The organism is Providencia sp. 2024EL-00732 (assembly GCF_044006275.1).
Taxonomy (GTDB): domain Bacteria; phylum Pseudomonadota; class Gammaproteobacteria; order Enterobacterales; family Enterobacteriaceae; genus Providencia; species Providencia huashanensis.
On the sequence record NZ_JBIPDG010000003.1, the window covers coordinates 1 to 26684 of the forward strand.

Annotated in this window: 23 protein-coding genes and 1 other RNA gene; 7 read left to right on the forward strand and 17 right to left on the reverse strand. The window is 41.3% G+C overall.

Annotated features, from left to right (window positions below):
- The 7 genes from ACHB7C_RS06795 to xerD form a co-directional block, all read right to left on the reverse strand.
- A partial coding sequence (locus ACHB7C_RS06795) for a hypothetical protein (RefSeq protein ID WP_395346837.1) occupies nucleotides 1-2098 on the reverse strand: 2098 nt, incomplete at its 3' end.
- Between the two features lie 20 nt (nucleotides 2099-2118).
- A complete protein-coding gene (locus ACHB7C_RS06800) occupies nucleotides 2119-2667 on the reverse strand; it encodes a hypothetical protein (RefSeq protein ID WP_042845030.1) in 549 nt (182 codons plus the stop codon).
- An 842-nt stretch (nucleotides 2668-3509) separates the two neighbouring features.
- Nucleotides 3510-5027, reverse strand: coding sequence for a lysine--tRNA ligase (gene lysS, locus ACHB7C_RS06805; protein ID WP_042845032.1), 1518 nt, complete (start codon nucleotides 5025-5027; stop codon nucleotides 3510-3512).
- A gap of 7 nt (nucleotides 5028-5034) precedes the next feature.
- Nucleotides 5035-6136, reverse strand: a protein-coding gene (gene prfB / locus ACHB7C_RS06810; RefSeq protein ID WP_105881210.1) for a peptide chain release factor 2 whose coding sequence is annotated in 2 segments (ribosomal slippage) — nucleotides 5035-6057 and nucleotides 6059-6136 — 1101 coding nt in all. Because the reading frame shifts where the segments join, the coding sequence is not laid out codon by codon here.
- Nucleotides 6137-6255: 119 nt separating this feature from the next.
- Nucleotides 6256-7989 carry a single-stranded-DNA-specific exonuclease RecJ gene (gene recJ / locus ACHB7C_RS06815; RefSeq protein ID WP_129466205.1) on the reverse strand — a complete coding sequence of 578 codons (1734 nt, stop codon included), beginning with the start codon at nucleotides 7987-7989 and terminating at the stop codon, nucleotides 6256-6258.
- A gap of 9 nt (nucleotides 7990-7998) precedes the next feature.
- On the reverse strand, nucleotides 7999-8703 hold the full coding sequence (dsbC, locus tag ACHB7C_RS06820; RefSeq protein WP_042845413.1) for a bifunctional protein-disulfide isomerase/oxidoreductase DsbC: 705 nt from the start codon (nucleotides 8701-8703) through the stop codon (nucleotides 7999-8001).
- A gap of 21 nt (nucleotides 8704-8724) precedes the next feature.
- Nucleotides 8725-9627, reverse strand: a complete 903-nt coding sequence (xerD, locus tag ACHB7C_RS06825) for a site-specific tyrosine recombinase XerD (RefSeq protein WP_129466206.1) — start codon at nucleotides 9625-9627, stop codon at nucleotides 8725-8727.
- A gap of 117 nt (nucleotides 9628-9744) precedes the next feature.
- On the opposite strand from xerD, the gene fldB reads away from it, so the two are divergent.
- A complete protein-coding gene (gene fldB / locus ACHB7C_RS06830; RefSeq protein ID WP_042845038.1) occupies nucleotides 9745-10263 on the forward strand; it encodes a flavodoxin FldB in 519 nt (172 codons plus the stop codon).
- A gap of 53 nt (nucleotides 10264-10316) precedes the next feature.
- Here fldB and ACHB7C_RS06835 read toward each other — a convergent pair whose 3' ends face one another.
- Nucleotides 10317-10727 (reverse strand): protein YgfX, encoded by a 411-nt coding sequence (locus ACHB7C_RS06835; RefSeq protein WP_395346842.1) that lies wholly within the window; start codon nucleotides 10725-10727, stop codon nucleotides 10317-10319.
- Nucleotides 10708-10974, reverse strand: a complete 267-nt coding sequence (sdhE, locus tag ACHB7C_RS06840) for an FAD assembly factor SdhE (protein ID WP_042845042.1) — start codon at nucleotides 10972-10974, stop codon at nucleotides 10708-10710. Before sdhE ends, ACHB7C_RS06835 begins: the two co-directional genes overlap by 20 nt.
- 249 nt (nucleotides 10975-11223) lie before the next feature.
- On the opposite strand from sdhE, the gene ygfZ reads away from it, so the two are divergent.
- From ygfZ to ACHB7C_RS06855, 3 genes are all read left to right on the forward strand, one after another.
- A complete protein-coding gene (gene ygfZ / locus ACHB7C_RS06845) occupies nucleotides 11224-12213 on the forward strand; it encodes a tRNA-modifying protein YgfZ (RefSeq protein WP_131680649.1) in 990 nt (329 codons plus the stop codon).
- An 11-nt stretch (nucleotides 12214-12224) separates the two neighbouring features.
- The gene (locus tag ACHB7C_RS06850; protein WP_071548274.1) at nucleotides 12225-12845 is read left to right on the forward strand and encodes an HD family hydrolase; all 621 of its coding nucleotides are present in this window, start codon (nucleotides 12225-12227) and stop codon (nucleotides 12843-12845) included.
- 160 nt (nucleotides 12846-13005) lie between these two features.
- The gene (locus ACHB7C_RS06855; protein ID WP_272678999.1) at nucleotides 13006-13896 is read left to right on the forward strand and encodes a hypothetical protein; all 891 of its coding nucleotides are present in this window, start codon (nucleotides 13006-13008) and stop codon (nucleotides 13894-13896) included.
- 115 nt (nucleotides 13897-14011) lie between these two features.
- Here ACHB7C_RS06855 and gcvP read toward each other — a convergent pair whose 3' ends face one another.
- The 7 genes from gcvP to ACHB7C_RS06890 all read right to left on the reverse strand — a co-directional run bounded on the left by gcvP (nucleotide 14012) and on the right by ACHB7C_RS06890 (nucleotide 23837).
- The gene (gene gcvP / locus ACHB7C_RS06860) at nucleotides 14012-16888 is read right to left on the reverse strand and encodes an aminomethyl-transferring glycine dehydrogenase (protein ID WP_395346845.1); all 2877 of its coding nucleotides are present in this window, start codon (nucleotides 16886-16888) and stop codon (nucleotides 14012-14014) included.
- A gap of 344 nt (nucleotides 16889-17232) precedes the next feature.
- Nucleotides 17233-17625: a glycine cleavage system protein GcvH gene (gcvH, locus tag ACHB7C_RS06865; RefSeq protein ID WP_131680651.1), complete on the reverse strand. Its 393-nt coding sequence runs from the start codon at nucleotides 17623-17625 to the stop codon at nucleotides 17233-17235.
- Between the two features lie 45 nt (nucleotides 17626-17670).
- Nucleotides 17671-18765 (reverse strand): glycine cleavage system aminomethyltransferase GcvT, encoded by a 1095-nt coding sequence (gene gcvT, locus ACHB7C_RS06870; protein WP_042845051.1) that lies wholly within the window; start codon nucleotides 18763-18765, stop codon nucleotides 17671-17673.
- 544 nt (nucleotides 18766-19309) lie between these two features.
- The gene (gene ubiI, locus ACHB7C_RS06875; protein WP_129466211.1) at nucleotides 19310-20539 is read right to left on the reverse strand and encodes an FAD-dependent 2-octaprenylphenol hydroxylase; all 1230 of its coding nucleotides are present in this window, start codon (nucleotides 20537-20539) and stop codon (nucleotides 19310-19312) included.
- A gap of 27 nt (nucleotides 20540-20566) precedes the next feature.
- Nucleotides 20567-21745, reverse strand: coding sequence for a 2-octaprenyl-6-methoxyphenyl hydroxylase (gene ubiH / locus ACHB7C_RS06880; protein WP_042845054.1), 1179 nt, complete (start codon nucleotides 21743-21745; stop codon nucleotides 20567-20569).
- A gap of 32 nt (nucleotides 21746-21777) precedes the next feature.
- On the reverse strand, nucleotides 21778-23100 hold the full coding sequence (gene pepP, locus ACHB7C_RS06885; protein WP_395346848.1) for a Xaa-Pro aminopeptidase: 1323 nt from the start codon (nucleotides 23098-23100) through the stop codon (nucleotides 21778-21780).
- Nucleotides 23101-23258: 158 nt separating this feature from the next.
- Nucleotides 23259-23837, reverse strand: a complete 579-nt coding sequence (locus tag ACHB7C_RS06890) for a YecA family protein (RefSeq protein ID WP_042845057.1) — start codon at nucleotides 23835-23837, stop codon at nucleotides 23259-23261.
- Nucleotides 23838-23976: 139 nt separating this feature from the next.
- On the opposite strand from ACHB7C_RS06890, the gene zapA reads away from it, so the two are divergent.
- The 3 genes from zapA (at nucleotide 23977) to ACHB7C_RS06905 (ending at nucleotide 25338) form a co-directional block, all read left to right on the forward strand.
- On the forward strand, nucleotides 23977-24306 hold the full coding sequence (zapA, locus tag ACHB7C_RS06895) for a cell division protein ZapA (protein ID WP_042845059.1): 330 nt from the start codon (nucleotides 23977-23979) through the stop codon (nucleotides 24304-24306).
- Between the two features lie 110 nt (nucleotides 24307-24416).
- Nucleotides 24417-24598, forward strand: a non-coding RNA gene (gene ssrS, locus ACHB7C_RS06900) — 6S RNA.
- Between the two features lie 149 nt (nucleotides 24599-24747).
- On the forward strand, nucleotides 24748-25338 hold the full coding sequence (locus ACHB7C_RS06905) for a 5-formyltetrahydrofolate cyclo-ligase (RefSeq protein ID WP_042845060.1): 591 nt from the start codon (nucleotides 24748-24750) through the stop codon (nucleotides 25336-25338).
- A gap of 46 nt (nucleotides 25339-25384) precedes the next feature.
- On the opposite strand, the gene serA is transcribed toward ACHB7C_RS06905, so the two are convergent.
- Nucleotides 25385-26635: a phosphoglycerate dehydrogenase gene (serA, locus tag ACHB7C_RS06910; RefSeq protein ID WP_042845062.1), complete on the reverse strand. Its 1251-nt coding sequence runs from the start codon at nucleotides 26633-26635 to the stop codon at nucleotides 25385-25387.
- Nucleotides 26636-26684: the final 49 nt, after the last annotated feature.

Sequence of the window (26684 nt, forward strand, 5' to 3'; positions counted from 1 at the left end):
GCTCATCGCTGGCTTGGCTCATCAAGGCAGTTTGTTTTTCCACGTTCGCTTGCAGTTTTTGCAGCTCTGCGTTGGCTTGTTTTAACTGCGCCTGTGCCGTGGCGTAATCCTGCTCATTTTTCTGCAAGCGCGCTTGCAGCGCAAGTTGCTGCTTCTCGCTGTCAGTAAACTGTTTCGATAATGCATTTTGCGCCGCTTGGTGCTCTGCCAGCTGTTTCTTCGCTGCCGCCAATTCGCTTTCTAACGCCGCTTTCTGGGCTAATTTCGCGGTTTGTTCCGCTAATGACGCTTGGATTTTATCCGCTTGCTGCGCTTTGTCTTGTAACTGCTTCGCCAACTGCTGGTTCTGCTGCTCTAAAGCTTTCGCCGCCGCTTGCTGTTTAGCTAACGCTTCGCGCGTGGCTTGGTTTTCAGCTTGTGATTTTTCTAAGCCTTGTTCTTGTTGCTTGAGCAAAATAATTTGCTTATTCAAATCCGCCGTCAGCGCTTTTACTTGCTCATCGCTGGCTTGGCTCATCAAGGCGGTTTGTTTTTCCATATTTGCTTGCAGTTTTTGCAGCTCTGCATTGGCTTGTTTTAACTGCGCCTGTGCAACTGAGTAATTCTGCTCGTTTTGGCTTAATTGAGCCTGTAATTGAGCTTGCTGTTTTTCACTATCTGCTAATTGTTTTGCGAGTGTGTTTTGTGTGGTCTGGTGATTGTTAAGCTGTTCTTGAGCTTCTTTTAATGCAACTTCTAAAGCGGCTTTTTGTTCTGCTTGAAGTGTTTTTTCTGCTAATGATGCCTGGATTTTCTCAGCTAACTGTTCTTTCTCAACTAATTGCGACTGCAACTGTTGGTTTTGTTGTTCTAATAATTTCGCACTATCTTGCTGCGCCTTCAAAGCCACTTGAACATCATCTTTTTGGCTCTGTACTGCTGCTAATTCACTTTCTTTCTGCTTAAGCAACTCTTTTTGCTGCAACAGTTCAGCAGTGACTGATTTTATTTGCTCATCAGTATTGCCTGCCATCTGTAATTGATTTTTCGCATCTAACTCTAATTTAGCAATATCCGCTGTAAGTTGTTCAATCTTCAGATTTGCTGCAACAAATAATTGTTCTTTCTCAGCCAATTGCTGTTTAAGTTTTGATTGCTCAGTAATACTATCATTCAATTGATTTTCAAGTTGAGCAATGGTTTCTTGTGTTTGCTGGTTTTCTTGGCTTAATTGTTCAAGGCTATTTTGTTTTTGCTCAATAGCTTTTTGCGCTTCAGCTAATTTAGTATTCAAAGTATCAATTAGCGATTGATCATCTGATGAATCTAATACAGCCTGTAATTGTGCGATTTGCTCTTTATTTTTAAGCACCTCAGCATTCAGTTTATCAATCTCAAATTGTTTCTCAGTGATTGTATGCGTCAACTGAGCAATACTCTTATTATGATTAATAAGTTCTGCGACTAATTGATCATCGTTCAACAAGTTGTTATACGCAATTAATTGCCCTACCCCTTGCGCAATACCAAATTTATATAAATTGGTTAATTGCTGACGTTCAATAAGTTTAGCTAATTGCTCAAGGTAAGCTGAAGCATCAATACCCGTTGGTTTCGTATATTTAGATGAATACAAACCCAGTGGATCGAGGACAAGTTGATATTTCGCAAAGTCTTTCGCGAGATAGGCCGGATTCCATTGATTACTTTGGAAAAAATAAGGATAGGACGACAATAAAACAGGTGCAACCACATTTTCGGTTGTCACTGCACAAACTTCAGGAAAGGTTGTTGTACCTGCATTTTCAGCCTCAGTTTTCGCTACATCATTTTTCTTGTTTGATGCCGTAGCTGATTTTTTCTTCCCTGAGTTCTTTCCTTTGGTCCCTTTGTTGGCTGCCGCAGACTTTTGTTTTTCATTTGGCGCAGGGACCGTAGATAGCGAAGAAAAGATATCATAACCTTGGTTTTGTGTATTAACTGGTAATTGTTGTTTTTGCTCTTGCACCTTACCTTCTTTTTCTAATTGAAGGTAAGTATCAAAATCATCAATAACATTGTTAAAGCGCTCTGCTTTTGGAGCATGACTAAAAAAAGTCGTAACAAGTGCCAGCGACACACAAAGCCTAAGGTTTATTCTCATAATCCACTAATTTTCTTCAACGTTGATTCGGTAGACAATACTGAGTTATAGCGAACTTTTGCGCACAACACTTTAGTTTTAGACTCTATTGCCATTTGTAATAGTTCAATTGTGTCGGGGCTAGCAGTACCTTCAACTTGTCGATATAGGCGGTTGATTTCGCTAACCTCTTTAAATGAACCTACTAAGCGATTGTAATCTTTAGGTGAGAGCGTTTTTAATGCGTTTAATTCTTTAACACACGTATTTAGATGAGCAAATGTTTGCTGGTTAGCCGCATTATCACCATAACTTGTGGATGCTATTGGTGTGCGGTCGATAGCATTATTTAGAACTTTTTGAGATTCAGGGTAAGAATCATCAACCTGCCCTTGAGTTGCGGTTGCATCCGCTACTGGTTGAGCGGTATTAGTATTGACTACCTGCTTACTTGGGGTGTTCGGTGTTGCTGTATTGTATGTGTCTGAGCCAAATGTACAACCTGAAAGAAGAGCTGTACTTGCTATAAGCAAAGATGCAACATAAAATTTATTTTTTAAAAACATATGGTTACCTTACCAGCACTTTTCTTCGCTATTATAATGATGTCCAAGAAACCTAGTGTAAGCTAAAAATTAGCTATTTTCTATAAGCCCGAATGTAGAAATAGAGTGTTCTCATAAATTTATGATTAAATTAATTTTAGTTTCAAAATAATTTTATCGCTACATTTTAGTTATTTTTATGAGCTTATTCTCATTAATACGCCAAATAAGTGATAACTCAACACCTATGAGTGGGCTTTTTAATTATATTATGTTAGCAAAAGATTATTTAAACCGTTAACCTAATCGTAAATCAAACAGTCTAATAACATCTTAGGTCAAGCCTAATTCTAAGTATTTCTTTGTAACACTTGCTAACAAATAAAGCAGTCATCCACTTTGCAAAACAAATCTATTTTTCATTTTTATTACAAACAACGGGTTAAAGAATGCTTTAGCATAGCGAAGAGCTATCCATAATAAATGCAGTTCACTTTAAAACATTAGCTACAAACCCCGCAAAAAACAATAAAACTTATATTTAATCAATATGTTGCATAGAGGCACACATTAGTATAACAGTAATTTTGCGCCATCAATTATACCAGCTATCTGTCAGAATTACTTATATTAAATTGATACCATTCGTAACTCAAATTTATTTTTGATTTTAATATATGTTTCATTCGTCGTATTTAGCAGAGGCACTACGATTAAATGTGCAAACTTAAACGAGACATAGCAATATAAAACAAACAAGGTAGTAATTTTACAACTAAAATGATGAGCTTGAATAAAGCATAAAAAGAGTAAAAGGATGGGGATAAATAAAATGCCCAGATTTAACTGGGCATATATAGTATTTAAGCTTTACTTGGACGCAATGCAGGGAACAAAATAACATCGCGAATTGTATGACTGTTAGTAAACAACATCACCATACGGTCAATACCAATACCAAGACCAGCTGTTGGCGGTAAACCATGTTCTAATGCAGTAACATAGTCCTCGTCATAGAACATCGCTTCGTCATCACCTTCATCTTTTTGACGAACTTGTTCGGCAAAGCGCTCTGCTTGGTCTTCCGCATCATTTAATTCCGAGAAACCATTACCGATTTCACGACCACCGATGAAGAATTCAAAACGGTCAGTGATGAATGGGTTATCATCATTGCGACGCGCTAATGGTGATACTTCAGCCGGATATTCGGTGATAAAAGTTGGTTGGATTAAATGACTTTCCGCAACTTCTTCAAAAATCTCACATTGAATGCGACCAAGACCCCAGCTCTTCTCAATTTTGATACCAATTGATTGAGCAATCGCAACCGCTTTATCCATATCGTCTAAGTCAGCAACATTAGTTTCTGGACGATATTTACAGATAGCTTCTTTCATTGTTAATTTAGTAAATGGTTTACCAAAATCAAACTGCTGCTCACCATATTGAACAACCGTATTCCCTAACACTTTTTGTGTCAGTGTACGGAAGAGATCTTCAGTTAAAGCAATCAGATCACGGTAATCCGCATACGCCATATAGAGTTCCATCATAGTGAACTCTGGGTTATGGCGTGGAGATAGCCCTTCATTACGGAAGTTACGGTTAATCTCAAATACACGTTCAAAACCACCAACAACTAACCGTTTTAAGTACAGTTCTGGTGCAATACGTAAATACATATCAATATCTAACGCATTATGATGAGTAATGAACGGACGAGCAGATGCCCCGCCAGGGATAACTTGCATCATTGGTGTTTCGACTTCCATAAAGCCATTATCCACCATGAAATTACGGACTTCTGCAAGGATCTTCGAACGAACAATAAATGTATGACGTGACTCATCGTTAGCAATCAAATCAAGATAACGTTGACGATAACGTGTTTCTTGGTCTGCTAACCCATGAAATTTATCAGGCAAAGGGCGAAGCGCTTTAGTTAATAAACGCACTTCGTGACAATGAACCGTTAATTCACCTGTTTTGGTTTTAAATAAACGACCTTTTGCACCAAGGATGTCACCTAAGTCCCATTTTTTGAATTGCTCATTGTAGACGCCTTCGGCTAAATCATCGCGAGATACGTAAATCTGGATGCGCCCACCAACATCTTGTAACGTGGCAAATGACGCTTTACCCATAATACGGCGAGTCATCATACGACCTGCAATCGACACTTCAATATTTAAGTCTTCAAGCTCTTCTGATGTTTTATCATCATATTGAGCATGAATTTTGTCAGAAATATTTTCACGACGAAAATCATTGGGGAATGGAATACCCTTTTCACGCAATGCCACTAATTTTTCTTTGCGGGCTTTAAGTTCGTTATTCAAATCAGGTGCTTGTTCAGCGCCTTGTTGTTCCTGAGACATTTTTTCCTCACAGGCCAGCTTTTAAACTAGCTTCAATGAATTTATCCAAATCACCATCCAGTACGGCTTGCGTGTTACGCGTTTCCACACCAGTACGTAAATCTTTTATTCTTGCATCATCAAGGACATAAGAACGAATCTGGCTTCCCCAGCCAATATCGGATTTGTTCTCTTCCATCGCTTGCTTATCTGCATTTTTCTTCTGCATTTCCAGTTCGTATAACTTAGCTTTTAACTGGCGCATCGCTTGGTCTTTGTTTTTATGCTGCGAACGGTCATTCTGGCATTGAGTCACAATATTCGTTGGAATGTGTGTGATACGAACCGCTGACTCTGTTTTGTTAACGTGCTGACCACCAGCACCAGAAGCACGGTATACATCAATACGCAGATCCGCTGGATTAATGTCGATATCAATATCGTCATCCACTTCAGGGTAAATAAACGCAGAACTAAAAGAGGTGTGACGGCGCCCACCTGAGTCAAACGGGCTCTTACGCACTAAACGGTGAACCCCGGTTTCCGTTCTTAGCCACCCGTAGGCATAGTCACCAATAATTTTGACCGTTGCAGATTTCAGCCCAGCAACATCACCATCAGATTCTTCAATAATCTCGGTTTTAAAGCCCTTTGACTCTGCCCAGCGCAAATACATGCGTAACAGCATACTTGCCCAATCTTGCGCTTCAGTACCGCCAGAACCTGCTTGTAAGTCAATGTAGCAATCAGCGCTGTCATACTCACCTGAGAACATACGGCGGAATTCGAGCTGCTCTAACTTACCTTGTAGTAGCTCTAACTCAGCACCGGCTTCGTTGAAAGTATCTTCATCGTCGGCCTCAACAGCCAACTCCAATAAACCTTCTACGTCCTCAAGGCCTTGAACCATCTGGTCAATCGTTTCTACGATAACTTCAAGGGATGAGCGTTCTTTACCAAGTGCCTGAGCCCTTTCTGGTTCATTCCAGACATCTGGTTGCTCAAGTTCAGCGTTGACTTCTTCTAAGCGTTCTTTCTTGGCATCATAGTCAAAGATACCCCCTCAGAACCTCTGTCCGTTCAGACAGGTCCTGAATCTTACTTTTTACTGGGTTTATTTCAAACGTCATTTTTCAATATCTTATGGTTAGTCAAAAATAAAATTTTTATTTACAAACCGTTTAGTATAACGGAATTTATCTCAGGTTTATAGCGGCATCAAACGCTATTTCTCTGGCTATTTGTTAGCTCAATCCGGCCAAATATGTTCAACCATTAACTGGACATTTTTTTGCCCACGGTATTCATTTACATCAAGTTTAAACGCAATTTTTGCTTTCTTGATGCTGTTATCAGGCCACCGGCGAACATCAATATTAAACATGATGGCATCTAGCATAGGCCCACCACAAACAGGTTCTAACATCAATTTAAGGTGACGCTCCCCAACTAACCTTTGTTGTAGCAACTGGAAATGCCCGTCAAATACAGGTTCAGGGAATGCTTGCCCCCATGGGCCACTTTCGCGAAGAAGCTCAGCTGTTTCTAAACAAAATTCATGGCGCGATAACTCACCATCGCTCCAAACTACGCCTGAAAGCTGCTCGGGCTGAATGAGCTCACCCATTAATAGTTCAAAATGATGTTTAAAAACATCAAATTTATCGACGTCCAAAGTCAACCCAGCCGCCATGGCATGGCCACCAAATTTTTGCATCAGCCCAGGTTGTAAGGTATTTAGCCGCTCTAAAGCATCTCGCATATGTACACCTTGAATTGAACGCCCTGACCCTTTTAATATCCCATCCCCTGCCGGTGCAAAAGCAATAACCGGGCGATGGTATTGTTCTTTTATCCTTGAAGCCAAAATCCCAACAACACCTTGGTGCCATTCAGGATGGTAAATCGCTAAGCCATTAGGCAATGGGTTATTACCGTATTCAAGTTTATTAAACAGAACCAATGCTTCTTGTTGCATCCCTGCTTCAATATCGCGACGTGTTTGGTTTAAACCATCAAGTTCGTTAGCAAGCTCCCGAGCATAGGCCATATCATCTGTTAATAATAACTCAATACTCACGGACATATCGTCTAACCTACCCGCAGCATTTAGCCTTGGACCAAGTGCAAAACCGAAATCATTTGCGACTAACCTAGATAAGTCCCGTTTAGAAACTTCAATTAATGCTTTAATACCAACACAGCAACGGCCTGCTCTAACACGGTTTAAACCTTGATGAACTAAAATGCGATTATTGGTATCAAGGGGAACCACATCTGCCACAGTCCCTAATGCGACTAAATCAAGGTACTCTGCTAAATTAGGCTCACTAAGACCTTGTTGCGTAAACCACCCTTGTTGGCGTAAATGTGCACGCAATGCAGACATCAAATAAAAGGTCACGCCAACACCAGCGAGTGATTTGGACGCAAAACGGCAATCATTTAGATTTGGGTTAATAATTGCATCAGCTGCAGGTAAAACTTCGCCGGGCAGATGGTGATCCGTAATAATGACATTTATTCCATATTGGTTAGCTACGGCAACTCCCTCATGAGATGAAATACCATTATCAACAGTAATAATTAAATTTGTCCCGCGTTTATAAGCTTCTTCAACAACAAGCGGCGTTAAACCATAGCCATTTTCAAAACGATTAGGAACAATATAATTAAGGTTTGCATAGCCCATCGCTTTTAAGGCGCGGATAGCTAATGCCGTGCTCGTTGCCCCATCTGCATCAAAATCACCAACGATGGTGATCGCCTGATGTTCAACCAATGCGCGATAAAGCAGTGATAACGCATCCCCAATACCAGCTAATGAACGATAGTCTAATAAATTAGACGCTTTACGTTCTAATTGCGTTATGTCCGTGATCCCCCGATGCCGATAAATGCGCTGTAACAGCTCCGGTAAACCAGGTAATTGGACAGCCGAGTTATCTTGGGTTCTTTGTTGTAATAACGTTTCTACATTCACAATAATTAACTATTTTTGGTCAAGTAACTGGATAAGAGCATCTGGCTTAAGAAAACCGGGTAACATTTGGCCGTCTGGTAATATGATGGCAGGCGTCCCTGTGACTTTAAATAAATTGCCGACATTCATATGTTTGCTTAAGTCAATTTTGCAACCATCAATCATCGCAATTTCGTCCCCTTTAAATGCCTGAGTCAAGGCTTTTTGAGGGAGACCATTACACCATATTGATGCCATTTTTTTACCTACGTCGCTATCAGCGCCTTGACGCGGATATGCAAGATAACGAACCGTAACCCCTTTACTGTTTAACTCACCAACAGATTCATGCAATTTTTTACAGTAACCGCAGCTAATATCGGTAAAGACAGTAACAACATATTTTTCTCGAGGCGCTTTGAAAATAATCATTTCATTTTTTAGTGCTTCAATTTTTTTCATCAGTGGCTGATTACTAATATTGACTGGGTTTTTGCCACTCATGTCATAAATCGGCCCTTGCAGTAAATATTTACCGTCGTCAGTGATATAAACAATACCAGTTGTTGTTTCAACGACATTCAAGCCGACTATTGGTGAGGGTTTAATTGCCTCAACCGACATATCGTATTTTTCTAACGTATCGCGGATCACTTTTTCTTCGGTTGCGCCATATACTGTCGCTGTAAATGCCGTAATACACGCGGCAGCCAATAATAACAATTTGCGTTTCATAGATAATCCTTTAATCATACATCACCCCCTTGGGTGATGTTGCTCATGTAACATGCGTAACCGTTCTGTGGCAACATGGGTATAAATTTGTGTTGTGGATAAGTCACTATGACCTAATAACATTTGCACAACACGTAAATCCGCCCCGTGGTTCAATAAATGGGTTGCGAATGCATGCCTCAGTACGTGGGGTGAGAGTAGTTCAGTATCAATATGAGCAAGTACTGCATAATATTTTATCCGATGCCAAAAAGTTTGCCGTGTCATTTTAGTGCCACGCTTACTGGGAAATAAAATATCGCTGGTTTTGCCATTCAATAGTTCAGGACGACTTTCATCAATATATTTTTCTAGCCAGTATATTGCCTCTTCTCCCAATGGAATCAATCTTTCTTTATCACCCTTACCTACCACACGGATGACACCTTGACGTAAACTGATATCTGAAAATGTTAAGCCTATCAATTCAGATACTCGCAAACCACAAGCGTACAACACTTCTAACATCGCTTTATCTCGTAACTCAAGCGCATCCTCTGTTGCGGGTGCATTCAATAAATCTTCGACTTGCCGCTCACTTAAATCCTTAGGTAAACGCTGAGGAATTTTGGGTGCTGCAATAACCGCAGATGGGTCATCGAGACGTATTTTTTCACGATACAAATACTGAAATAACCTACGCATAGCACTTAATAGGCGAGCAGAGCTGGTCGCTTTATAACCGCCATCAATGCGTTCTGCTAAAAAAGATTGCAGGTCAATTGACTGAACACTTTCTAAATACAATTGGTGAGCATCAAGCCAGTTGTCTAACGACTGAAGGTCATTACGATAAGATGCCAAAGTGTTTTCGGCAAGATCTTGTTCTAACCAAATGGTATCAAGAAATTGTTCAATTAATGGATTAAGTTGTTTTGTTTCCACGAAAAATGAGCTTCCTTAGGGTAAGACCACACAATTCTATTATGCCTGAATGTAGTTGCTTCTGTTACAATACATCTCTTGTGATGAAAACCATAGCTGGACATAGTAACAATATATATGAAAATAGGTCTTTTTTACGGTTCTAGTACCTGTTATACCGAAATGGTTGCAGAAAAAATACGTGATATTCTGGGCGATGATTTCGTCACACTGCATAACGTTAACGATACACCGCCAACTGAAATGGAACAGTATGATGTTCTTATTTTGGGAATACCAACGTGGGATTTTGGTGAAATACAAGAAGATTGGCTAGAAATTTGGGAAGCGCTTCCCACTCTTAACTTAGCAAATAAAATTGTTGCTATGTACGGGTTAGGAGATCAAATAGATTATAGCGAATGGTTTCTTGATGCCTTGGGCATGTTATACCACCAATTAAAACCAACAGGTGTCAAATTTGTCGGTTTTTGGCCTACTGATGGCTATGAATTCGAAAGCCCAAAACCCTTAAATGAACAGGGTGATAAATTTGTTGGGCTAGCATTAGATGAAGTTCATCAATTTGAGCAGACCGATGAGCGCATTGCGCAATGGTGTGTGCAAATTTTGCAAGAAATCGAAGCTTCCCTGTAATACATGAACATCAGTGACTAAGGTTCTTTACGGCTACTTGTTTTTCAGTAGCCTTAAATATCAGGGTATTGAAGTAATAATTGGTTCAAATTACGCCAACTTTCCTCAGAAACAGAGTCTTTAGCAACCCATAGGTGAATTTTTTGTTGCTTACCTTGTAAAGCTTCTAATGACAATAAGATGCCATAGCGGCTCAACCAAGGTGCTTTCACAATATTCCATTCATTCTTTTTCCATTGGACTTTATTACCATTAACCAACACAGCAACCCCTTTTATTTTGCTGATGTTCTTTTGGCTTTTTACCCAACTAGCCACCACAACCGCAAGAAGTGGCAACCATATCATTGAATGAGCCGGTGCCCATGGTGCAACAAGCAAAAACATGCCTACTGCCCCATGAACACAGGTTGAAAAAAACTGTGTTTTCCATGAAATGGAAAGATTAGATTTCCACAGGACCACGATTTTTATTTTTTTCCTGAATCAGTTTTACCATACGAAATAGCTCGTCGTCATCTGGGCGACCGTGATTCATTAACCAGTTAAATAAATCAGGGTCCGCACACTCCAATAAACGGACAAACACCTGTTTATCATTGGTTGTCAGACTATCATATTCATACTCAAAAAATGGCATGATTGAAATATCTAGCTCACGCATACCGCGGCGACAAGCCCAATGAATTCGCGCCTTGTTCTCAATATCCATTCCACTACGACCTTTTGTTGCAGTTAACTGATAAGATTGATTATTTTCAATACTCTAACAGATTATCTACTGAGAAAACATGCCATAGGCTACATTGTTGTAATTTTAGTAGTAAAATGCCGTTTTTCTACAAACAGATAACAAAAAAATACTCAATAATACCCGTGGTATCATAATAACTACTTGCAATGTTATCTAGCTATTTTACCATTAAGCACCTTTATCTATCAAAGAACAACAGGTGAAATCATGACTACCCAAATTGATATTGATAGTACACAACAATTTCCCTTTGAATCACACTCTTTACCGCTCGTTTTGATTTCACTGGAAAACTGGGAACTTATCCACCTTCATGGCCTAGACGCAGAAAAATATTTACAAGGCCAAGTGACCGCAGATGTTGCCACACTCACTCAATCACATGCATTAACTGCCCATTGCGACCCAAAAGGTAAAATGTGGAGTGACCTGCGGTTATTCCATCATTTAGAAGGGTTCTCTTATTTATTAAGAAGCAGTATTGCTGATACGCAACTCGCTGAACTCAAAAAATATGCAGTTTTTTCCAAAGTAACATTTGAGAAAAAAAATGAGCTTAAGCTACTTGGGGTAGCAGGTAAAGGAGCAAGAACAGCACTTTCAGCAGTCTTTAGCGTTTTACCTGACGAACAAAACCAAGTAGTCACTGACGGTGATTCGACTTTACTCTATTTTTCATTACCTACAGAACGTTTTTTAGTGGTTACAACAGAGGCAACAGCACAGACAATAGTGCAGACACTCGGTGCCCCACAAGTCAGTGATGAACAGTGGTTAGCACTCGATATCGAAGCAGGCTTTGCCGTTATAGACCAAGAAAATAGCGCTCAACACTTACCTCAAGCGGCTAATTTACAAGCTCTTCCTGATGGAATTAGCTTTAAAAAAGGCTGTTACACGGGTCAAGAAATGGTCGCTAGGGCCAAATTTCGTGGTGCCAATAAACGCGCAATGTATTTGTTAAAAGGAACAGGTTCAACACTCCCAAATATTGGTGAAGGCGTTGAATGGCAACTCGGCGATAAATGGCGCCGTACTGGGACAGTTCTTGCCACGGTTCGCTTAGGGAATGGCAAAATATATGTGCAAATCATTATGAATAACGATATGGAACCTGACAGTGTTTTTCGCGTTATGGGTGATGAGCAAAGCCATTTAACTATCGTACCGTTGCCATATTCATTAGAAGAAAAATAGTTGGGGTTTTTATGTCATCTGTATTAGGTAACGAGCCTATTGAGGTTATCAAGTTTGGGGCTTTTACCGAGGTCGTCCAATTTTTAATGGAATTAGATAAGCTCAAAAGTATTTACCGTAAAAATAAGTTATTGAATCGCGAACGCCAAGAAAATACTGCCGAACATAGCTGGCAGTTTGCAGTTGCAGCCATGAGCTTCGCCCCTTATGTTCAAGGTGTTAACATTGAGCATGCGATTAAATTAGCATTAGTTCACGACATAGTTGAAATTGACGCAGGTGATGTCATGGTATTCGATAATGCTGCTCGTGACGCTATCCATGAAGAAGAAGTTAAAGCGGCTAATCGTATTTTCAACCTATTGCCTAACCCGCAAGCTGAAACGCTTTTAGCATTATGGAATGAATATGATGCGCTTGAAACTCCTGAGTCCATTTACGCCAATGCGATTGATAGGGCTATGCCAATGCTGATGAATTTACATAATCAAGGGCAAAGCTGGGTTGAAAACAACATCCGTCTTGAGCAAGTAATCAGTAAATGTGATTATATAGAGCAAATTCTTCCTGATTTTTATCAACAACTTAAATTACAGTTAGAGCAAGCCCAGCAAAAAGGCTGGTTACTGTAATTCCCGATAAGCGGCTTAACGGCCGCTTATAAAAATCCTATAACCTCCTTCAAAACTAATTTTTAATACATTTAATAATTTGCTAATTAATAAGATGTTACCTATGGTTTAAACAAACATTCACGTGATGTATTGATTATCAATTAGGTGACATATGCCAATGAATAAAATTAGCTCATCCCCTTATCTATTGTTACTTGATGTCCATTCTCCAGCCATTATTCAGTTTAATAAATCAACCTATCAAATTACATGCCTAATAGAACAATTAGGTGGAACACCAGATGGTATCGCCGTCGACCCAACGAATAAATTAATTTATTGGAGTAATATGGGAGAGGATTATGACGCTGATGATGGTTCAATTAACGTAATGAACTTCGATGGTAGTGGGCGAAAAATGTTGTTAGGTCATGGAGATGTCAGAACACCAAAACAGCTACAACTCGATTTAATCAATCAAAGGCTATATTGGTGTGATCGCGAAGGGGGAAAAGTTGCTTCTTGCCATGTCGATGGCTCAAACTTGCAAACTCATGTGGCAAGGCCCAGAAATAAGCAAAACCAAGTTGATATTTTAGACCAGTGTGTCGGTATTTCTTTAGATATTCCCAACAATTGGGTTTATTGGACACAAAAAGGGACGCCAAAAGGTAATCTTGGTCGTATTTTCAGAGCACCACTAAAACCAAACATTCAGCACCCCCCCGAGAACCGAACTGATATTGAACTATTACTTGATCGCCTACCTGAGCCTATTGACCTATTACTTGATGAAGAAGCCTGTCTTTTATATTGGACGGATAGAGGTGCCGAACCGGATGGTAATAGTTTAAATTGTGCAAATGTGACGGCGCATGGCGTCAATAATCACAAAGTTATCAGCCGTGGTTTCAAAGAAGCTATCGGTCTCACTTATGATAAACCTGCTCAATTAATGTATGTCGCAGACCTAAATGGTGGGGTTTATCGCGTAACAATACCGACCGGTGACGTTGAGAAAGTTTATCAAGGTAAAAACTATACGGGGATCACCCAGTATTCACCTTAATTTATCATGTGAATATATTGAAGAAAAAGGCCTGACTCAGTCTAATATTGAGTTCAAGCCTTATAACTAATTTATTGATAGTGCTCAACATGATATGAGCACTTTAAATTATATCTTACATATACTCTTCAATCGGAACACACGAGCAATGTAAATGACGGTCGCCATACACATCATCAAGACGTTTAACCGCTGGCCAATATTTATTAGCTTTGGTTTGCGCCGTCGGGAACACAGCCAATTCACGGCTATAACTGTGAGGCCATTCTTGCGTTAGCTCGGTTTGGACATGAGGAGAATTCACCAGAGGGTTATCCTCAAGCGTCCACTGCCCTTCAACCACTTGGTCAATCTCATCCCGTATTGCTAACATCGCCTCAATAAAACGGTCGATTTCAGTGATACATTCCGATTCCGTTGGTTCTATCATCAACGTGCCAGCCACAGGGAAAGACATGGTTGGGGCATGAAAACCATAGTCAATCAACCGTTTAGCTATATCAAGCTCACTGATGCCGGTATCCTTTTTAATTGGGCGTAAATCAACAATACATTCATGAGCAACGTAACCATCTTGCCCTGTATATAAAATGTCATAGCGGCTGGAAAGGCGTTTAGCAATATAGTTCGCATTCAAAATAGCCACTTGGCTCGCTTTGCGTAAGCCATAAGAGCCCATCATTCGGATATACATCCAGCTAATAGGCAAAATAGAAGCGCTACCAAATGGAGCAGCAGAAACTGCACCTTGGTCTGTGACCATTTCTTGTTCAACTACTGAATGCCCTGGTACAAACGGAGCTAAATGTTTTTTCACCCCAATTGGACCCATACCTGGACCGCCACCACCATGAGGAATACAGAATGTTTTATGTAAATTTAAGTGAGACACATCCGCGCCAATAAAGCCCGGTGTCGTTAACCCAACCTGAGCATTCATATTTGCTCCATCAAGGTAAACTTGCCCACCATATTGATGAATAATTTCACAGACTTCGCGAATACTTTCTTCATAAACCCCATGTGTAGATGGATAAGTCACCATGACACAAGAAAGTACATCACTATATTGCTGCGCTTTATCGCGTAAATCGTCTAAGTCGATATTCCCTTCATCATCACAACGTACAACCACGACTTCCATACCCGCCATATGGGCAGACGCTGGATTGGTTCCATGAGCGGAAGCTGGGATCAAACAAATATTCCGCCCCCCATCATTACGGCTTTCATGATAACGGCGGATAGCGAGCAGCCCTGCATATTCCCCTTGTGCACCTGAGTTAGGTTGCATACAAACCGCATCGTAACCCGTTAATTGCACCAACCAATGAGAAAGCTGTTCAATCATTTGATGATAGCCTTGTGCTTGGTCCACAGGGCAGAATGGATGTAGCTCCCCAAATTCTGGCCATGTAATCGGGATCATCTCCGCGGCTGCATTAAGCTTCATCGTACACGACCCCAGCGGGATCATCGCTTGGTTCAACGCTAAATCTTTACGCTCAAGGCTATGCATATAACGCATCATTTCTGTTTCGCTGTGATAGCGATGAAAATTCGGATGAACTAAGATTTCATCTGCCCGTTGCATAGATTTTGGAATGGCGTGTTCTTGATTTGCAACAGATTGGTCTAATTTTTCAAAATCCAATTTAGTGTCAATACCCGTGATCACCGTAAACAGCTCATTTAAGTCCTGGCGAGTGGTGACTTCACTAAAGGTGAGCCCCACGGCTCCACGAATATCCGTCCGTAAATTGATGTTTGCTTTTTCTGCTCGGGCTAATACTGCGGTTTTATCTTCCACTTCAACTGCTAAAGTATCAAACCAAGTTTTATGGCGTGATGAGAACCCCGCTTCGGCTAAAGCTTTAGCAAAGATTGATGTGAAGCGATGAATACGCCCAGCAATCATTTTTAAACCTTCAGGACCATGATAAACCGCATACATAGCCGCAATATTGGCTAACAAAACTTGTGAGGTACAAATATTTGAATTCGCTTTTTCACGACGAATATGCTGCTCACGGGTTTGCATCGCCATACGCAATGCTGTATTCCCCGCGGCATCGCGTGACACACCGATAATACGCCCCGGCATTGCACGTTTAAACTCATCACGGCAAGCAAAGAAAGCTGCATGTGGACCGCCATAGCCCATAGGTACACCAAAACGCTGCGCTGAGCCAAATACGATATCGGCCCCTTGTTTACCCGGTGCAGCTAATAACACTAATGCCATCATGTCTGCAGCAACACAGCTAACGATTTGGCGCTGTTTTAACGTTGCGAATAGTTCACTGTGATCATGGATATTACCGGTTGTGCCCACTTGTTGTAACAAGGCCCCAAACACCCCTTCATGTTCAAGAACTTTTTCTGCACTATCAACAATCACTTCAAAACCAAAGGTACCGGCTCGTGTTTTTACAACGTCAAGGGTTTGCGGGTGAATATCATCAGCAACGAAGAAACGTTCAGCATTCTTTAACTTACTAATTCGTTTTGCCATCGCCATGGCTTCAGCCGCCGCAGTCGCTTCATCTAATAATGAGGCTGATGCTAAGTCTAATCCGGTAAGGTCAATCGTTAACTGCTGGAAATTAAGTAATGATTCTAAGCGGCCTTGTGAAACTTCAGGTTGATATGGCGTGTAAGCTGTGTACCAACCGGGGTTTTCCAATAAGTTACGCAAAATAACAGGGGGAAGCACCGCGGGTGCATAACCCATCCCAATATAACTTTTAAAGCGTTTATTCAGTGATGCGATAGCTTTCAATTCAGCTAAAGCTTCCTGTTCAGTTGCCCCACCACCTACTCTTGGTGGCTCTGAAAGTAAAATTGCTTTAGGAACAATTTTGTCCATCAAAGCATCTAATGAGGTTGCACCCACAGTATCTAACATGGTTTTTATTTGTTGTTCTGATGAACCAATGTGACGTGAAATAAATTCTGAACGGTTTTCTAATTGACTCAGTGACATCGACATATCTGTGTTCCCATCCTTTGTCTGCTATGCATAAGTTGTAGGGCGGTTATTACGGAACTTGCGAGGTAACGACTTGTTGCTTGCTAATTATGTTTTTCAACTCTCTAAATAGTTCATCTTGTGACTAGGCGGCAAGCGGAGACAATCTTGGGGAGCATACACTAGTATGTGACCCGAGTTGTCGAGTGCAGCCACCCATAAAACAAGCGTATTAATAAATCCTATAAATAGTTCATCTTGTGGCTAGGCGGCAAACGAATAAGACCCTAGGAGCATACATCAGTATGTGACTAGGGCGAATGAGCGAAGCCAACGCCGCCACAAGAAGAAATATGACTAGGATTTTATTCTTCGGCTTCGATCATAGAGGTATAACCCGCCGCATCAATTAAGTCCGCCAGCTCAGAGGTATCCGACGCTTTAATTCGGAAAATCCAACCTTCTTGATAAGGCTGTTCATTTACTAGTTCAGGTGAATCATTCAGGTCGCTATTAACTGCTACAATTTCACCGCTCAAAGGTGCGTAGATATCAGATGCCGCTTTTACGGATTCCACAACAGCACAGTCATCACCTGCGCTAACCACGCTACCAACCTCAGGTAAATCAACAAACACCATATCACCCAGAGTTTCTTGCGCATGCTCAGTAATACCAACGGTATACTCACCGTTACCTTCATCACGCAGCCACTCATGTTCACGGGTATACAATAATTCTTTAGGTGTATTGCTCATTATTTGCCTCTCAATTTTAAAATTTGTTTATCGGGTTACCCCAAATTACACTAAGCAGTTACCTTCGCGGACAAAGCCCGGTTTAACCACTTCAACTGGCATTTCTCGATGTCGAATTTCAACAATCGCTTTGTCTTGAATTCCGTTAGGGACACGCGCCAACGCAATACTAAATCCGAGAGTTGGAGAGAAAGAACCACTCGTGATTACCCCCTCTTGTAATTTACCCAATTCATCAGTAAAGCGGACCACTTGCCCTGCTCGCAGTATACCTTTTTCACGCATCACAATACCGACGAGTTTTTCAGTTCCTTGTTCGCGTAATTGTTCTAATGCCTCACGCCCAATAAATTGGCGATCTTCCGGTTTCCAAGCAACCGTCCACCCCATATTCGCGGCTAGAGGGGAAATACTTTCATCCATATCTTGACCGTAGAGATTCATACCTGCTTCTAAACGCAATGTATCACGTGCGCCAAGGCCAGCAGGATGGACACCCGCTTTTAATAACTTATGCCAAAAACCAACAACTTGATTTTTCGGCATCGCAATTTCATAACCTTTTTCACCGGTATACCCTGTCGTGGCGATAAATAAATCCCCTGTTTGGACACCATAGAAAGGTTTCATGCCAGCAATGGCTTTATTTTGCTCATCACTGAGCAAGGAGTGTACTTTTTGCTGAGCTTGAGGGCCTTGAACTGCCAATAAGGCTAAATCATCCCGTACACGAATTTCGACAGCATAACCCGCTGCGTGCTGCTCAATCCATGCGATGTCTTTATCCCTTGTCCCAGAGTTAACCACCAAACGATAGAAACCCTCTTCCAAATAATAAACAATCAGGTCATCAATAACCCCACCGGATGCATTTAACATACCCGTGTACAAGGCTTTACCTTTCTCTGTAAGTTTATTGATATCGTTAGCGAGTAGATAACGAAGAAAGTCACGACAACCTTCACCATGTAAATCGACAATAGTCATATGGGAAACATCAAACATCCCTGCATCGGTTCTGACGAAATTATGTTCATTGATTTGAGAACCATAATGCAACGGCATCATCCAGCCATGAAAATCCACCATCTTTGCGCCGCAGGCTATATGCTCTTCATATAGTGTTGTTTGCTTTACCATGAATACCCTCTTTACATTATTTATATGACAGGGTGATTGCGTGGTTAAGAATACCTATTATCGATTAATCAATTGGCATTACTAACCTGACGCAAACGATAACATTTTTAAAAACCTACCATTGTTCGCGGCTAGATTCTATAAAAAAAAATAGGGCTACTGCTCCACTGTATTACTGATTACATCCTACTTTTACCAGTGCTTTTTGTTAAATAATTGAGAATGATCACTCAAAATGCTTACAACCAAGGCAGAATAGATTAAAAAGCAACCAGATTATATTCTTTATGAATAAAATTGGAGAGCAAAACCCAACGAGCAAAATAAGTAAAACTAATGCGAAATGTAGCTGCAATTAGTTTTTTTCAGTCATACTGTGAAAATAATACTGCGCCCAAATAGCAAATTAAACGAAAGACCATGGCAGGATCAGGGATTAAACAATACGAGTTATTTCTGGCAACAGAATATGTATTAACAGACTTGGAATTTAATATGACAAGATAAAGGTATAACTGGCGCTATACCTTTACTGAACAAGAAATTAGAGCGACTCTTCTAATGATAGTTTTTCCAACCATTTAGGCATATCAGATAACCCCATAGCATGGTTCAATAACTGGGGTTTAACACCCGGCAAACTATCAGCCAAAACTAAACCAATATCACGCAGCAGTTTCTTCGCAGGGTTATTCCCCTCAAATAGCTCTCGGAAACCTTGCATCCCCGCTAGCATCAATGCAGCACTGTGTTTTCGACTACGCTCATAATCACGCAAGTAGAGATATTGGCCAAAGTCTTTACCCTCCCGATGTAAGCGTTTAATTTCACCAATTAACATCGCCACATCCATAAAACCAAGGTTAACGCCTTGACCAGCCAATGGGTGGATAGTATGTGCCGCATCACCTAATAAAGCTAAGCGTTGAGCGGCAAATTGCCTAGCATAACGCCCTATTAATGGTATTGTTAGCCTGTCACTTTCTAATTGGCAAAGACCAAGACGTAAATCAAACGCCACTGCGAGCTCTTTATCAAAACTTGCCTTATCTAACGTTTGTCGCCTTGCAGCCTCCGTTGCCCCTTGTGACCAAACAATAGAGCAAAGGTGTGGGTCACTTAAGGGTAAAAACGCTAAAATGCCTTCACCATTAAAAGCTTGCCTTGCGATCCCCTCATGGGGCTTTTCGGTTCTGATAGTTGCAACAAGCGCAGTATGCTCGTAATCCCAAAAAGTCAGCGGGATATCAGCATGGCTACGTAACCATGAGTTTGCCCCATCAGCCCCAACTATTAGCCTTGCCGTCAGCATGTTTTCATCTTCTAATGTGATAAAAACATCATTTTCCCCCCAAGCCACTTTTTTTATCGCTGCAGGCGCTAATAACGTTACATCCCTTAGTTGAGACGCTTTATGCCATAAAGCATCTCGCACCACATTATTCTCAACAATATGACCTAAATGGGTCAAATTTTGTTCGTTAGCAGAAAATGTAATACGGCCAAAGCTGTCGTTATCCCAGACTTCCATACCACCGTAAGCTGAGGCTCGCATTTCTTTAATAGCTGACCAAACACCTAAGTGAGTAAGTAATTTCTCACTCGCTGCATTAATTGCCGACACTCTTAATGCGTAAGGTTCTGCCGCTGAAAATGTGCATTTAGGGGGGGTATTTTCAACCACAGCGATACGTAGGCCACTGCCTTCTAAACCACAAGCCAGCGCAAGTCCAGCCATACCCCCGCCAGCGATAACCACATCAAATGATTGCATGTTATTAATTTCCTCTCTATTTCGTGGTTATTGGTGTGTAACCCAACCCAATGTTTGGCGCGCCAAAACATCGCGAGCGGGTGGCAACATTTCCATTGCCATTAAGCCTAAATTACGGCCAACAATCAGTGGTAAGCAACGGTTAGCAAATATGCGTACTAACCCATCGGTCATTGTGACGGTTTTGTCCCTATCGAGAGCCCGTATTTGTTGGTACTGACTTAACAACGAATAGCTGCCGATATCTTGATTATCAGCATGTGCATTCACCACCGTTTGAGCTAATTGCATAACATCACGGAGCCCTAAGTTAAAGCCTTGCCCTGCAATAGGGTGTAATGTTTGTGCTGCATTACCAACCAGTACCACTCGGTGGCTGACCGGTGTCAGTGCCTTGCGTAATACTAATGGGTAGCAATGACGCTTACCGGCCATCACAACCTCACCTAAACGCCAACCAAATGCTTGTTGTAGCCTGTGAATGAATGTTGCATCATCCCATGCATTAATGGCATCAGCTTGTTCTTGATGGTGGCACCAAACCAAAGAGCTACGCCCTTGTGACATAGGTAATAGTGCAAGGGGGCCAAATTCAGTAAAGCGTTCAAAGGCTTGGCCTTTTGGGTCAACCGCCGTTTTCACATTAGCGATGATGGCTACTTGCCCATAATCATCTTGTTGCCATTGTATGTTACATGCTTTACCAATCGCAGAATGGCTACCATCAGCGGCAACCAATAATTGACCAGTTACTGTATCACCATTGTCCAAAGTCACGCTAACAGAGCCTTGTTCACGATGAACACTTTCGACTTTGGCGGGGCAGTATAATGTCACCCCCGGCGCTTTACGCAGAAGGGAGAATAAACGGGTTCCAGCCTCATGTAACTCAATCACATTACCCAATGCGGCAATATGATAATCTTTTGCGGCAATATTGACAAAACCCGCATGCCCTCTATCAGAAACATGAACGTGATTAATCGGTGTCACACAATCTGAGAATGCAGGCCACACCCCTATTTTTGATAAATACTGGCAAGTACCATGTGCTAATGCAATGGCTCTAGCATCAAACCCAGGGTGTTTGCCTTCCGGTAAAGCGGCCTCGATGAGTGAAACCGATAACTTTCCTTGGCTAAGGGAAGAAATAGCGAGTGCTAACGTCGCGCCCGCCATTCCGCCCCCCACGATAATCACATTCATGCGTTATTTCTTACCTTTATTAATAACTCTTTTTAAACCAAACGCTGTTTTTCTTGCAACATTAAAGCTTCTATTTCATCTGGGTCTTTCACGACCAGATCTGTCAGATTTTCGTTGCCCTCTGCAGTGATCACAATATCGTCTTCAATACGTATGCCGATACCACGGTATTGAGGAGGCACATCAGCATCTGGTGCAATATATAAACCAGGCTCGACGGTTAATACCATCCCAGGCTCAAGTATACGGTCTCTATCGGTCCCATAAAAACCGACATCATGCACATCTAGCCCTAACCAATGACTTAAACCATGCATAAAGAAAGCTTGATATGCTTTGTTTTCGATCAATTGATCGACATCGCCTTGTAAAATACCTAAGGCCACTAAGCCTTCGGTTTTGATACGCACAATCTGGCGAGTAACCTCATGCATACTCGTTCCCGGGCGATACAATTCTAATGCAGTATTTAGAGCTTTCAGCACGATATCGTAGACTTCGCGCTGAGCTTGGCTAAATTTGCCATTAACAGGAAATGTACGCGTAATATCCCCCGCATATCCCTCAAACTCTGCCCCTGCATCAATTAATACCAGCTCACCATCCTTCATTTGGCATTCATTTTCGGTGTAATGCAAAATACACGCGTTTTCACCGCTTCCAACAATAGAATTATAAGAAGGGAAACGTGCACCATGACGGGTAAATTCGTGCTCTAACTCACCGCATAACTGGTATTCATACATATTTGGCCGACAAGTTTCCATTGCTCGGATATGTGCAAGGGCTGAAATCCGCCCTGCCTCGCGCATCGTATTAATTTCTGCTTCCGATTTAAATAAACGCATTTCATGCACAATCGGACGCCAATCCACCATAGTTTCTGGCGCACGCAGATTACGACGGCTTCCCTTACGTAAAACATCTAGTGCATCAAAAACGAGTTTATCTGCGTAAGCAAATTCACCTTGAGCATGGTAAACCACATCTAATCCGTTGAGTAACTGATACAACTGCTCTTCAACTTCGTTAAATGGTAAGGCTTTATCAATGCCTAGCTTTTCAGGAGCGGCCTCTTGACCAAGACGACGCCCAAACCAAATTTCAGCTGTTAAATCGCGAACCCGATTAAAAAGAACAGTATGGCTATGTTTTTCATCACTTTTAATTAAGACTAATATAGCTTCAGGCTCGCTAAAACCGGTCAGATAAAGGAAATCACTGTGCTGACGATAAGGGTATTCACAATCCGCATTGCGCTGTGCAGGCGGGGCAGAAAAAATAATTGCTGCACTACCTGACTGCATTTTTGCCAATAATGCGTTACGACGAGAAATAAATTCCTGTTTATTCATACCGTTTTTGCCTTATTATCTGAATTATGATGTTGCTAATATTATGCTAGCGAACAATACGCGCTGGCAACAATGACTCAAAGCTGGATAAACCAGCTCTAAGTTCCCCTATTTTAGTGATAAAACAGAGCTCATGTGTAAAACTGACGCGATTAGAATTAATGAAGGATAGGCTTATTATTCTCAACCGCTGTTGGGCCTTTATTTGGCTCAACTAATGCGATATAACATAGCTGTACCGCAACCCTGACGTACTCAACCACTTCTTCTAGCGCTTGCTCAAGCTCTTCTTGGTCTTCGTCTTCGTCATACCCAAGCATTCCGATATTACGTAAATCTGTAATAACTTCTGCAATCTCTTTTTTATCCGCCAGTTTGGGTTGAGCCACCCCAACGCCTAATAAAAAGTGATTAACCCAACCCGCTAATGCGTCTGCATGGTCAAAAATAGAGGCGTCTTCATCAGGAAATAGCATAGTAAATGCAAATTCACTGTCATCTAGCGACTCAAAAGTGGTGTCAAATAAATCACGTAGTGGCTGTGAAATTGTTTGAGGAAATGCTAAACCATCGTTAGCAAGGTCATGGACTAATGTTTGCCAGCTATGATCACGGCTACCACCACAAATTAACCCCGTTATTAGACCATGGATTTCAGCTGCGGTAAGTGCTATTGAGTGCTGTTGTAACAGTTTGTCCAGTGTTTCATAGTTTGGTAAAGATTTTTGTATAGACATCTGAATTCGTCATGTTAGCTTATGATTCGTGATATGCTACCATCAAGGATAGCCGCTAGACCAGTATGCTTTTGTCTTATCTATTAATTGCGCCAAATATGTTGTATTTATGGCGAACATTATTCAGTATGGAGGTAACATGTCCGCACAACCTGTCGACATTCAAATTTTTGGGCGCTCACTGCGAGTCAACTGCCCTGCAGAACAAAAGGAAGCCCTTCTTGAGTCGGCTAAAGAATTAGAACAGCGCTTGCAGAACCTAAAAGATAGAAGCGGTGTCACCAATATGGAACAACTTATTTTTATCGTAGCATTGAACGTCTGTCACGAATTAGCACAAGAAAAGACAAAAACGCGTGATTATGCTTATAATATGGAAGAAAAGATAAAAATGTTGCAACATACTATTGAACAAGCGTTGCATGATCAGGTAAAAATTACTGAGAGGCAAGTATTGCCCCTAGAGTAAATTCGCTTATTAATCAGACACTAGTAGAAAAAAATATCCAAAATTAAGGTTGCATTTTAAATCTAGTTTTGTACAATGAAATCACTGGGTAACGAAAGTACTCAAACCAAATTTCTCTGAGATGCGCGTGAGTGGGCGAGTCCCCTGAGCCGATATTTCTACCAAACAGAATGTGGTTATTGCGCTGGTGAGCATGCCTGATTCGTTCAGGAAGCCTAAAGGTTGCTAAACTGCGTTCACCTTGAACCAAGGGTTCAAGGGTTACAGCCTACAACGGCATCTTGGAGACCCTCTACTGTATTCCTATTTACCTTTAATAACACACACCAATAATACAACGTCGTATTGATTCAGACGATTTACTTTTCTACAATAATTTTCGCCTTGCGATATACTCTAAATAGTTAATTATTTCCTATTGCTGATAGAGTAGGTTTTCATATGCAAGATGCCCTTTCCACACAACGCCAGCAAGTACGCCAATCCATCCGTCAGGCTCGTCGTCAATTAACCACGAAACAACAACAGTTAGCCGCTCAACTGGTCATGAAGAATGCCTTGCAGCACCCAAAGATTAACTCAGCGAAATGCATTGCTCTATTTCTCTCGTTTGATGGTGAAATTGATACTAGGCCATTAATTAGTGCACTGTGGGAACAAGGCAAACAGGTTTACCTTCCTGTTTTACACCCTTTCAGCCGCCATCATTTACTTTTTCTTCGCTATCACGCAAAAACACAGTTAGTCAAAAACCGCTTTAATATTGATGAACCTCCACTCAATGTACAAGATGTACTCCCTATAGAAAAACTGGATATCATGTTCATTCCCCTTGTGGCTTTTGATAGCCAAGGGCAGCGATTAGGAATGGGGGGTGGGTTTTATGATAGGACATTAGCTCATTGGCAACAAACCGGTTTTTACCCCATCGGCTTAGCCCATGATTGCCAGCAGGTCGAGGCACTTCCCGTAGCGCACTGGGATATTCCGTTACCTGAAATTATTACGCCACAAAAAATATGGCGCTGGTAATTAATACCTGCGCCATCATCATCAAGTAAAAGCAACCAATGCTAATTTAGAACAGCAAACGTGCTCGGATAGTGCCTGGCAGTGCTTTTAGCTTAGCTAAGGCATCATCTGTTTGACTTGGGCTCTGCGTTAACACATCGATCACCACATAACCAACATTACCAGCTGTACGTAAATACTGCCCAACTACGTTGATATTATTCTCCGTAAATACTTGGTTAATGCTATTAAGAATACCTGGGCGGTTTTCATGAATATGCAAGAAACGGTTAGTATCCTCGGTATGTACTGGCAGTGAAACCTCAGGGAAGTTAACAGCAGATAACGTTGAACCATTGTCTGAGTATTTTGCTAATTTACTTGCAACTTCTAACCCGATGTTTTCCTGAGCCTCTTCAGTCGAGCCACCAATGTGCGGTGTTAAAATCACATTGTCGAATTTAATTAATTCAGAGATAAACGGGTCGTTCGGGTCATTATTCGCCGCTGGCTCTGTTGGGAATACGTCAACGGCGGCACCTGATAAATGCTTGCTTTCCAGCGCAGCTGCCAATGCTGGGATATCCACCACTGTACCTCGAGAAGCATTAATAAAAATAGAACCCGGCTTCATACGGTCAAACTGCTCTTTAGCAAACATATTTTTGGTGCTTGCTGTTTCAGGTACATGTAAGCTCACGACATCACTCATATTAAGCAGTTCAGTTAAAGAACGGACCTGAGTTGCATTACCTAATGGCAATTTGTTTTCTATATCATAGAAGAAAACATTCATACCGATCCCTTCAGCTAAGATCCCCAACTGAGTACCAATATGACCATATCCAACAATCCCTAAACGCTTACCACGAGCTTCAAAGCAGCCTTTAGCTTGTTTTTCCCATATCCCACGGTGTGCTTGCATATTCGCTTCGGGAATACGGCGTAATAACAGTAATAGTTGACCTAACACCATTTCTGCAACGGAACGAGTATTGGAAAATGGCGCATTAAATACTGGAATACCGCGTTTTGCCGCAGCATCTAAATCAACTTGGTTAGTCCCGATACAAAAACAGCCGACTGCAACTAATTTCTCTGCTGCCGCAAAAACCTCTTCAGTAAGGTGAGTACGGGAACGGATACCAACAAAACGTGCATCTTTAATCGCTTTTTTTAATTCTTCGTCGGATAACGCGCTTTTGTGGTATTCAATATTGGTGTAACCTGCTGCTTTTAGGTTCTCAACCGCACTTTGATGCACACCTTCTAGCAGTAAAAATTTTATTTTGTCTTTTTGCAAAGATACCTTGACCATTTCCCCTACCCTATCGTGAACGTACTAATAATTTATAACCGATGAATTT

Coding starts and splice junctions, on each gene's coding strand:
- gcvH (WP_131680651.1), bottom strand. CDS start 17,625: ATGAGCAATACACCTAAAGAATTATTGTATACCCGTGAACATGAGTGG.
- ACHB7C_RS06800 (WP_042845030.1), bottom strand. CDS start 2,667: ATGTTTTTAAAAAATAAATTTTATGTTGCATCTTTGCTTATAGCAAGT.
- lysS (WP_042845032.1), bottom strand. CDS start 5,027: ATGTCTCAGGAACAACAAGGCGCTGAACAAGCACCTGATTTGAATAAC.
- ubiH (WP_042845054.1), bottom strand. CDS start 21,745: ATGAATGTGATTATCGTGGGGGGCGGAATGGCGGGCGCGACGTTAGCA.
- ACHB7C_RS06905 (WP_042845060.1), top strand. CDS start 24,748: ATGCAAGATGCCCTTTCCACACAACGCCAGCAAGTACGCCAATCCATC.
- gcvP (WP_395346845.1), bottom strand. CDS start 16,888: ATGTCGATGTCACTGAGTCAATTAGAAAACCGTTCAGAATTTATTTCA.
- zapA (WP_042845059.1), top strand. CDS start 23,977: ATGTCCGCACAACCTGTCGACATTCAAATTTTTGGGCGCTCACTGCGA.
- ACHB7C_RS06855 (WP_272678999.1), top strand. CDS start 13,006: ATGAATAAAATTAGCTCATCCCCTTATCTATTGTTACTTGATGTCCAT.
- gcvT (WP_042845051.1), bottom strand. CDS start 18,765: ATGGTAAAGCAAACAACACTATATGAAGAGCATATAGCCTGCGGCGCA.
- serA (WP_042845062.1), bottom strand. CDS start 26,635: ATGGTCAAGGTATCTTTGCAAAAAGACAAAATAAAATTTTTACTGCTA.
- sdhE (WP_042845042.1), bottom strand. CDS start 10,974: ATGGATATTGAGAACAAGGCGCGAATTCATTGGGCTTGTCGCCGCGGT.
- ygfZ (WP_131680649.1), top strand. CDS start 11,224: ATGACTACCCAAATTGATATTGATAGTACACAACAATTTCCCTTTGAA.
- pepP (WP_395346848.1), bottom strand. CDS start 23,100: ATGAATAAACAGGAATTTATTTCTCGTCGTAACGCATTATTGGCAAAA.
- ACHB7C_RS06890 (WP_042845057.1), bottom strand. CDS start 23,837: ATGTCTATACAAAAATCTTTACCAAACTATGAAACACTGGACAAACTG.
- ACHB7C_RS06850 (WP_071548274.1), top strand. CDS start 12,225: ATGTCATCTGTATTAGGTAACGAGCCTATTGAGGTTATCAAGTTTGGG.
- dsbC (WP_042845413.1), bottom strand. CDS start 8,703: ATGAAACGCAAATTGTTATTATTGGCTGCCGCGTGTATTACGGCATTT.
- fldB (WP_042845038.1), top strand. CDS start 9,745: ATGAAAATAGGTCTTTTTTACGGTTCTAGTACCTGTTATACCGAAATG.
- ubiI (WP_129466211.1), bottom strand. CDS start 20,539: ATGCAATCATTTGATGTGGTTATCGCTGGCGGGGGTATGGCTGGACTT.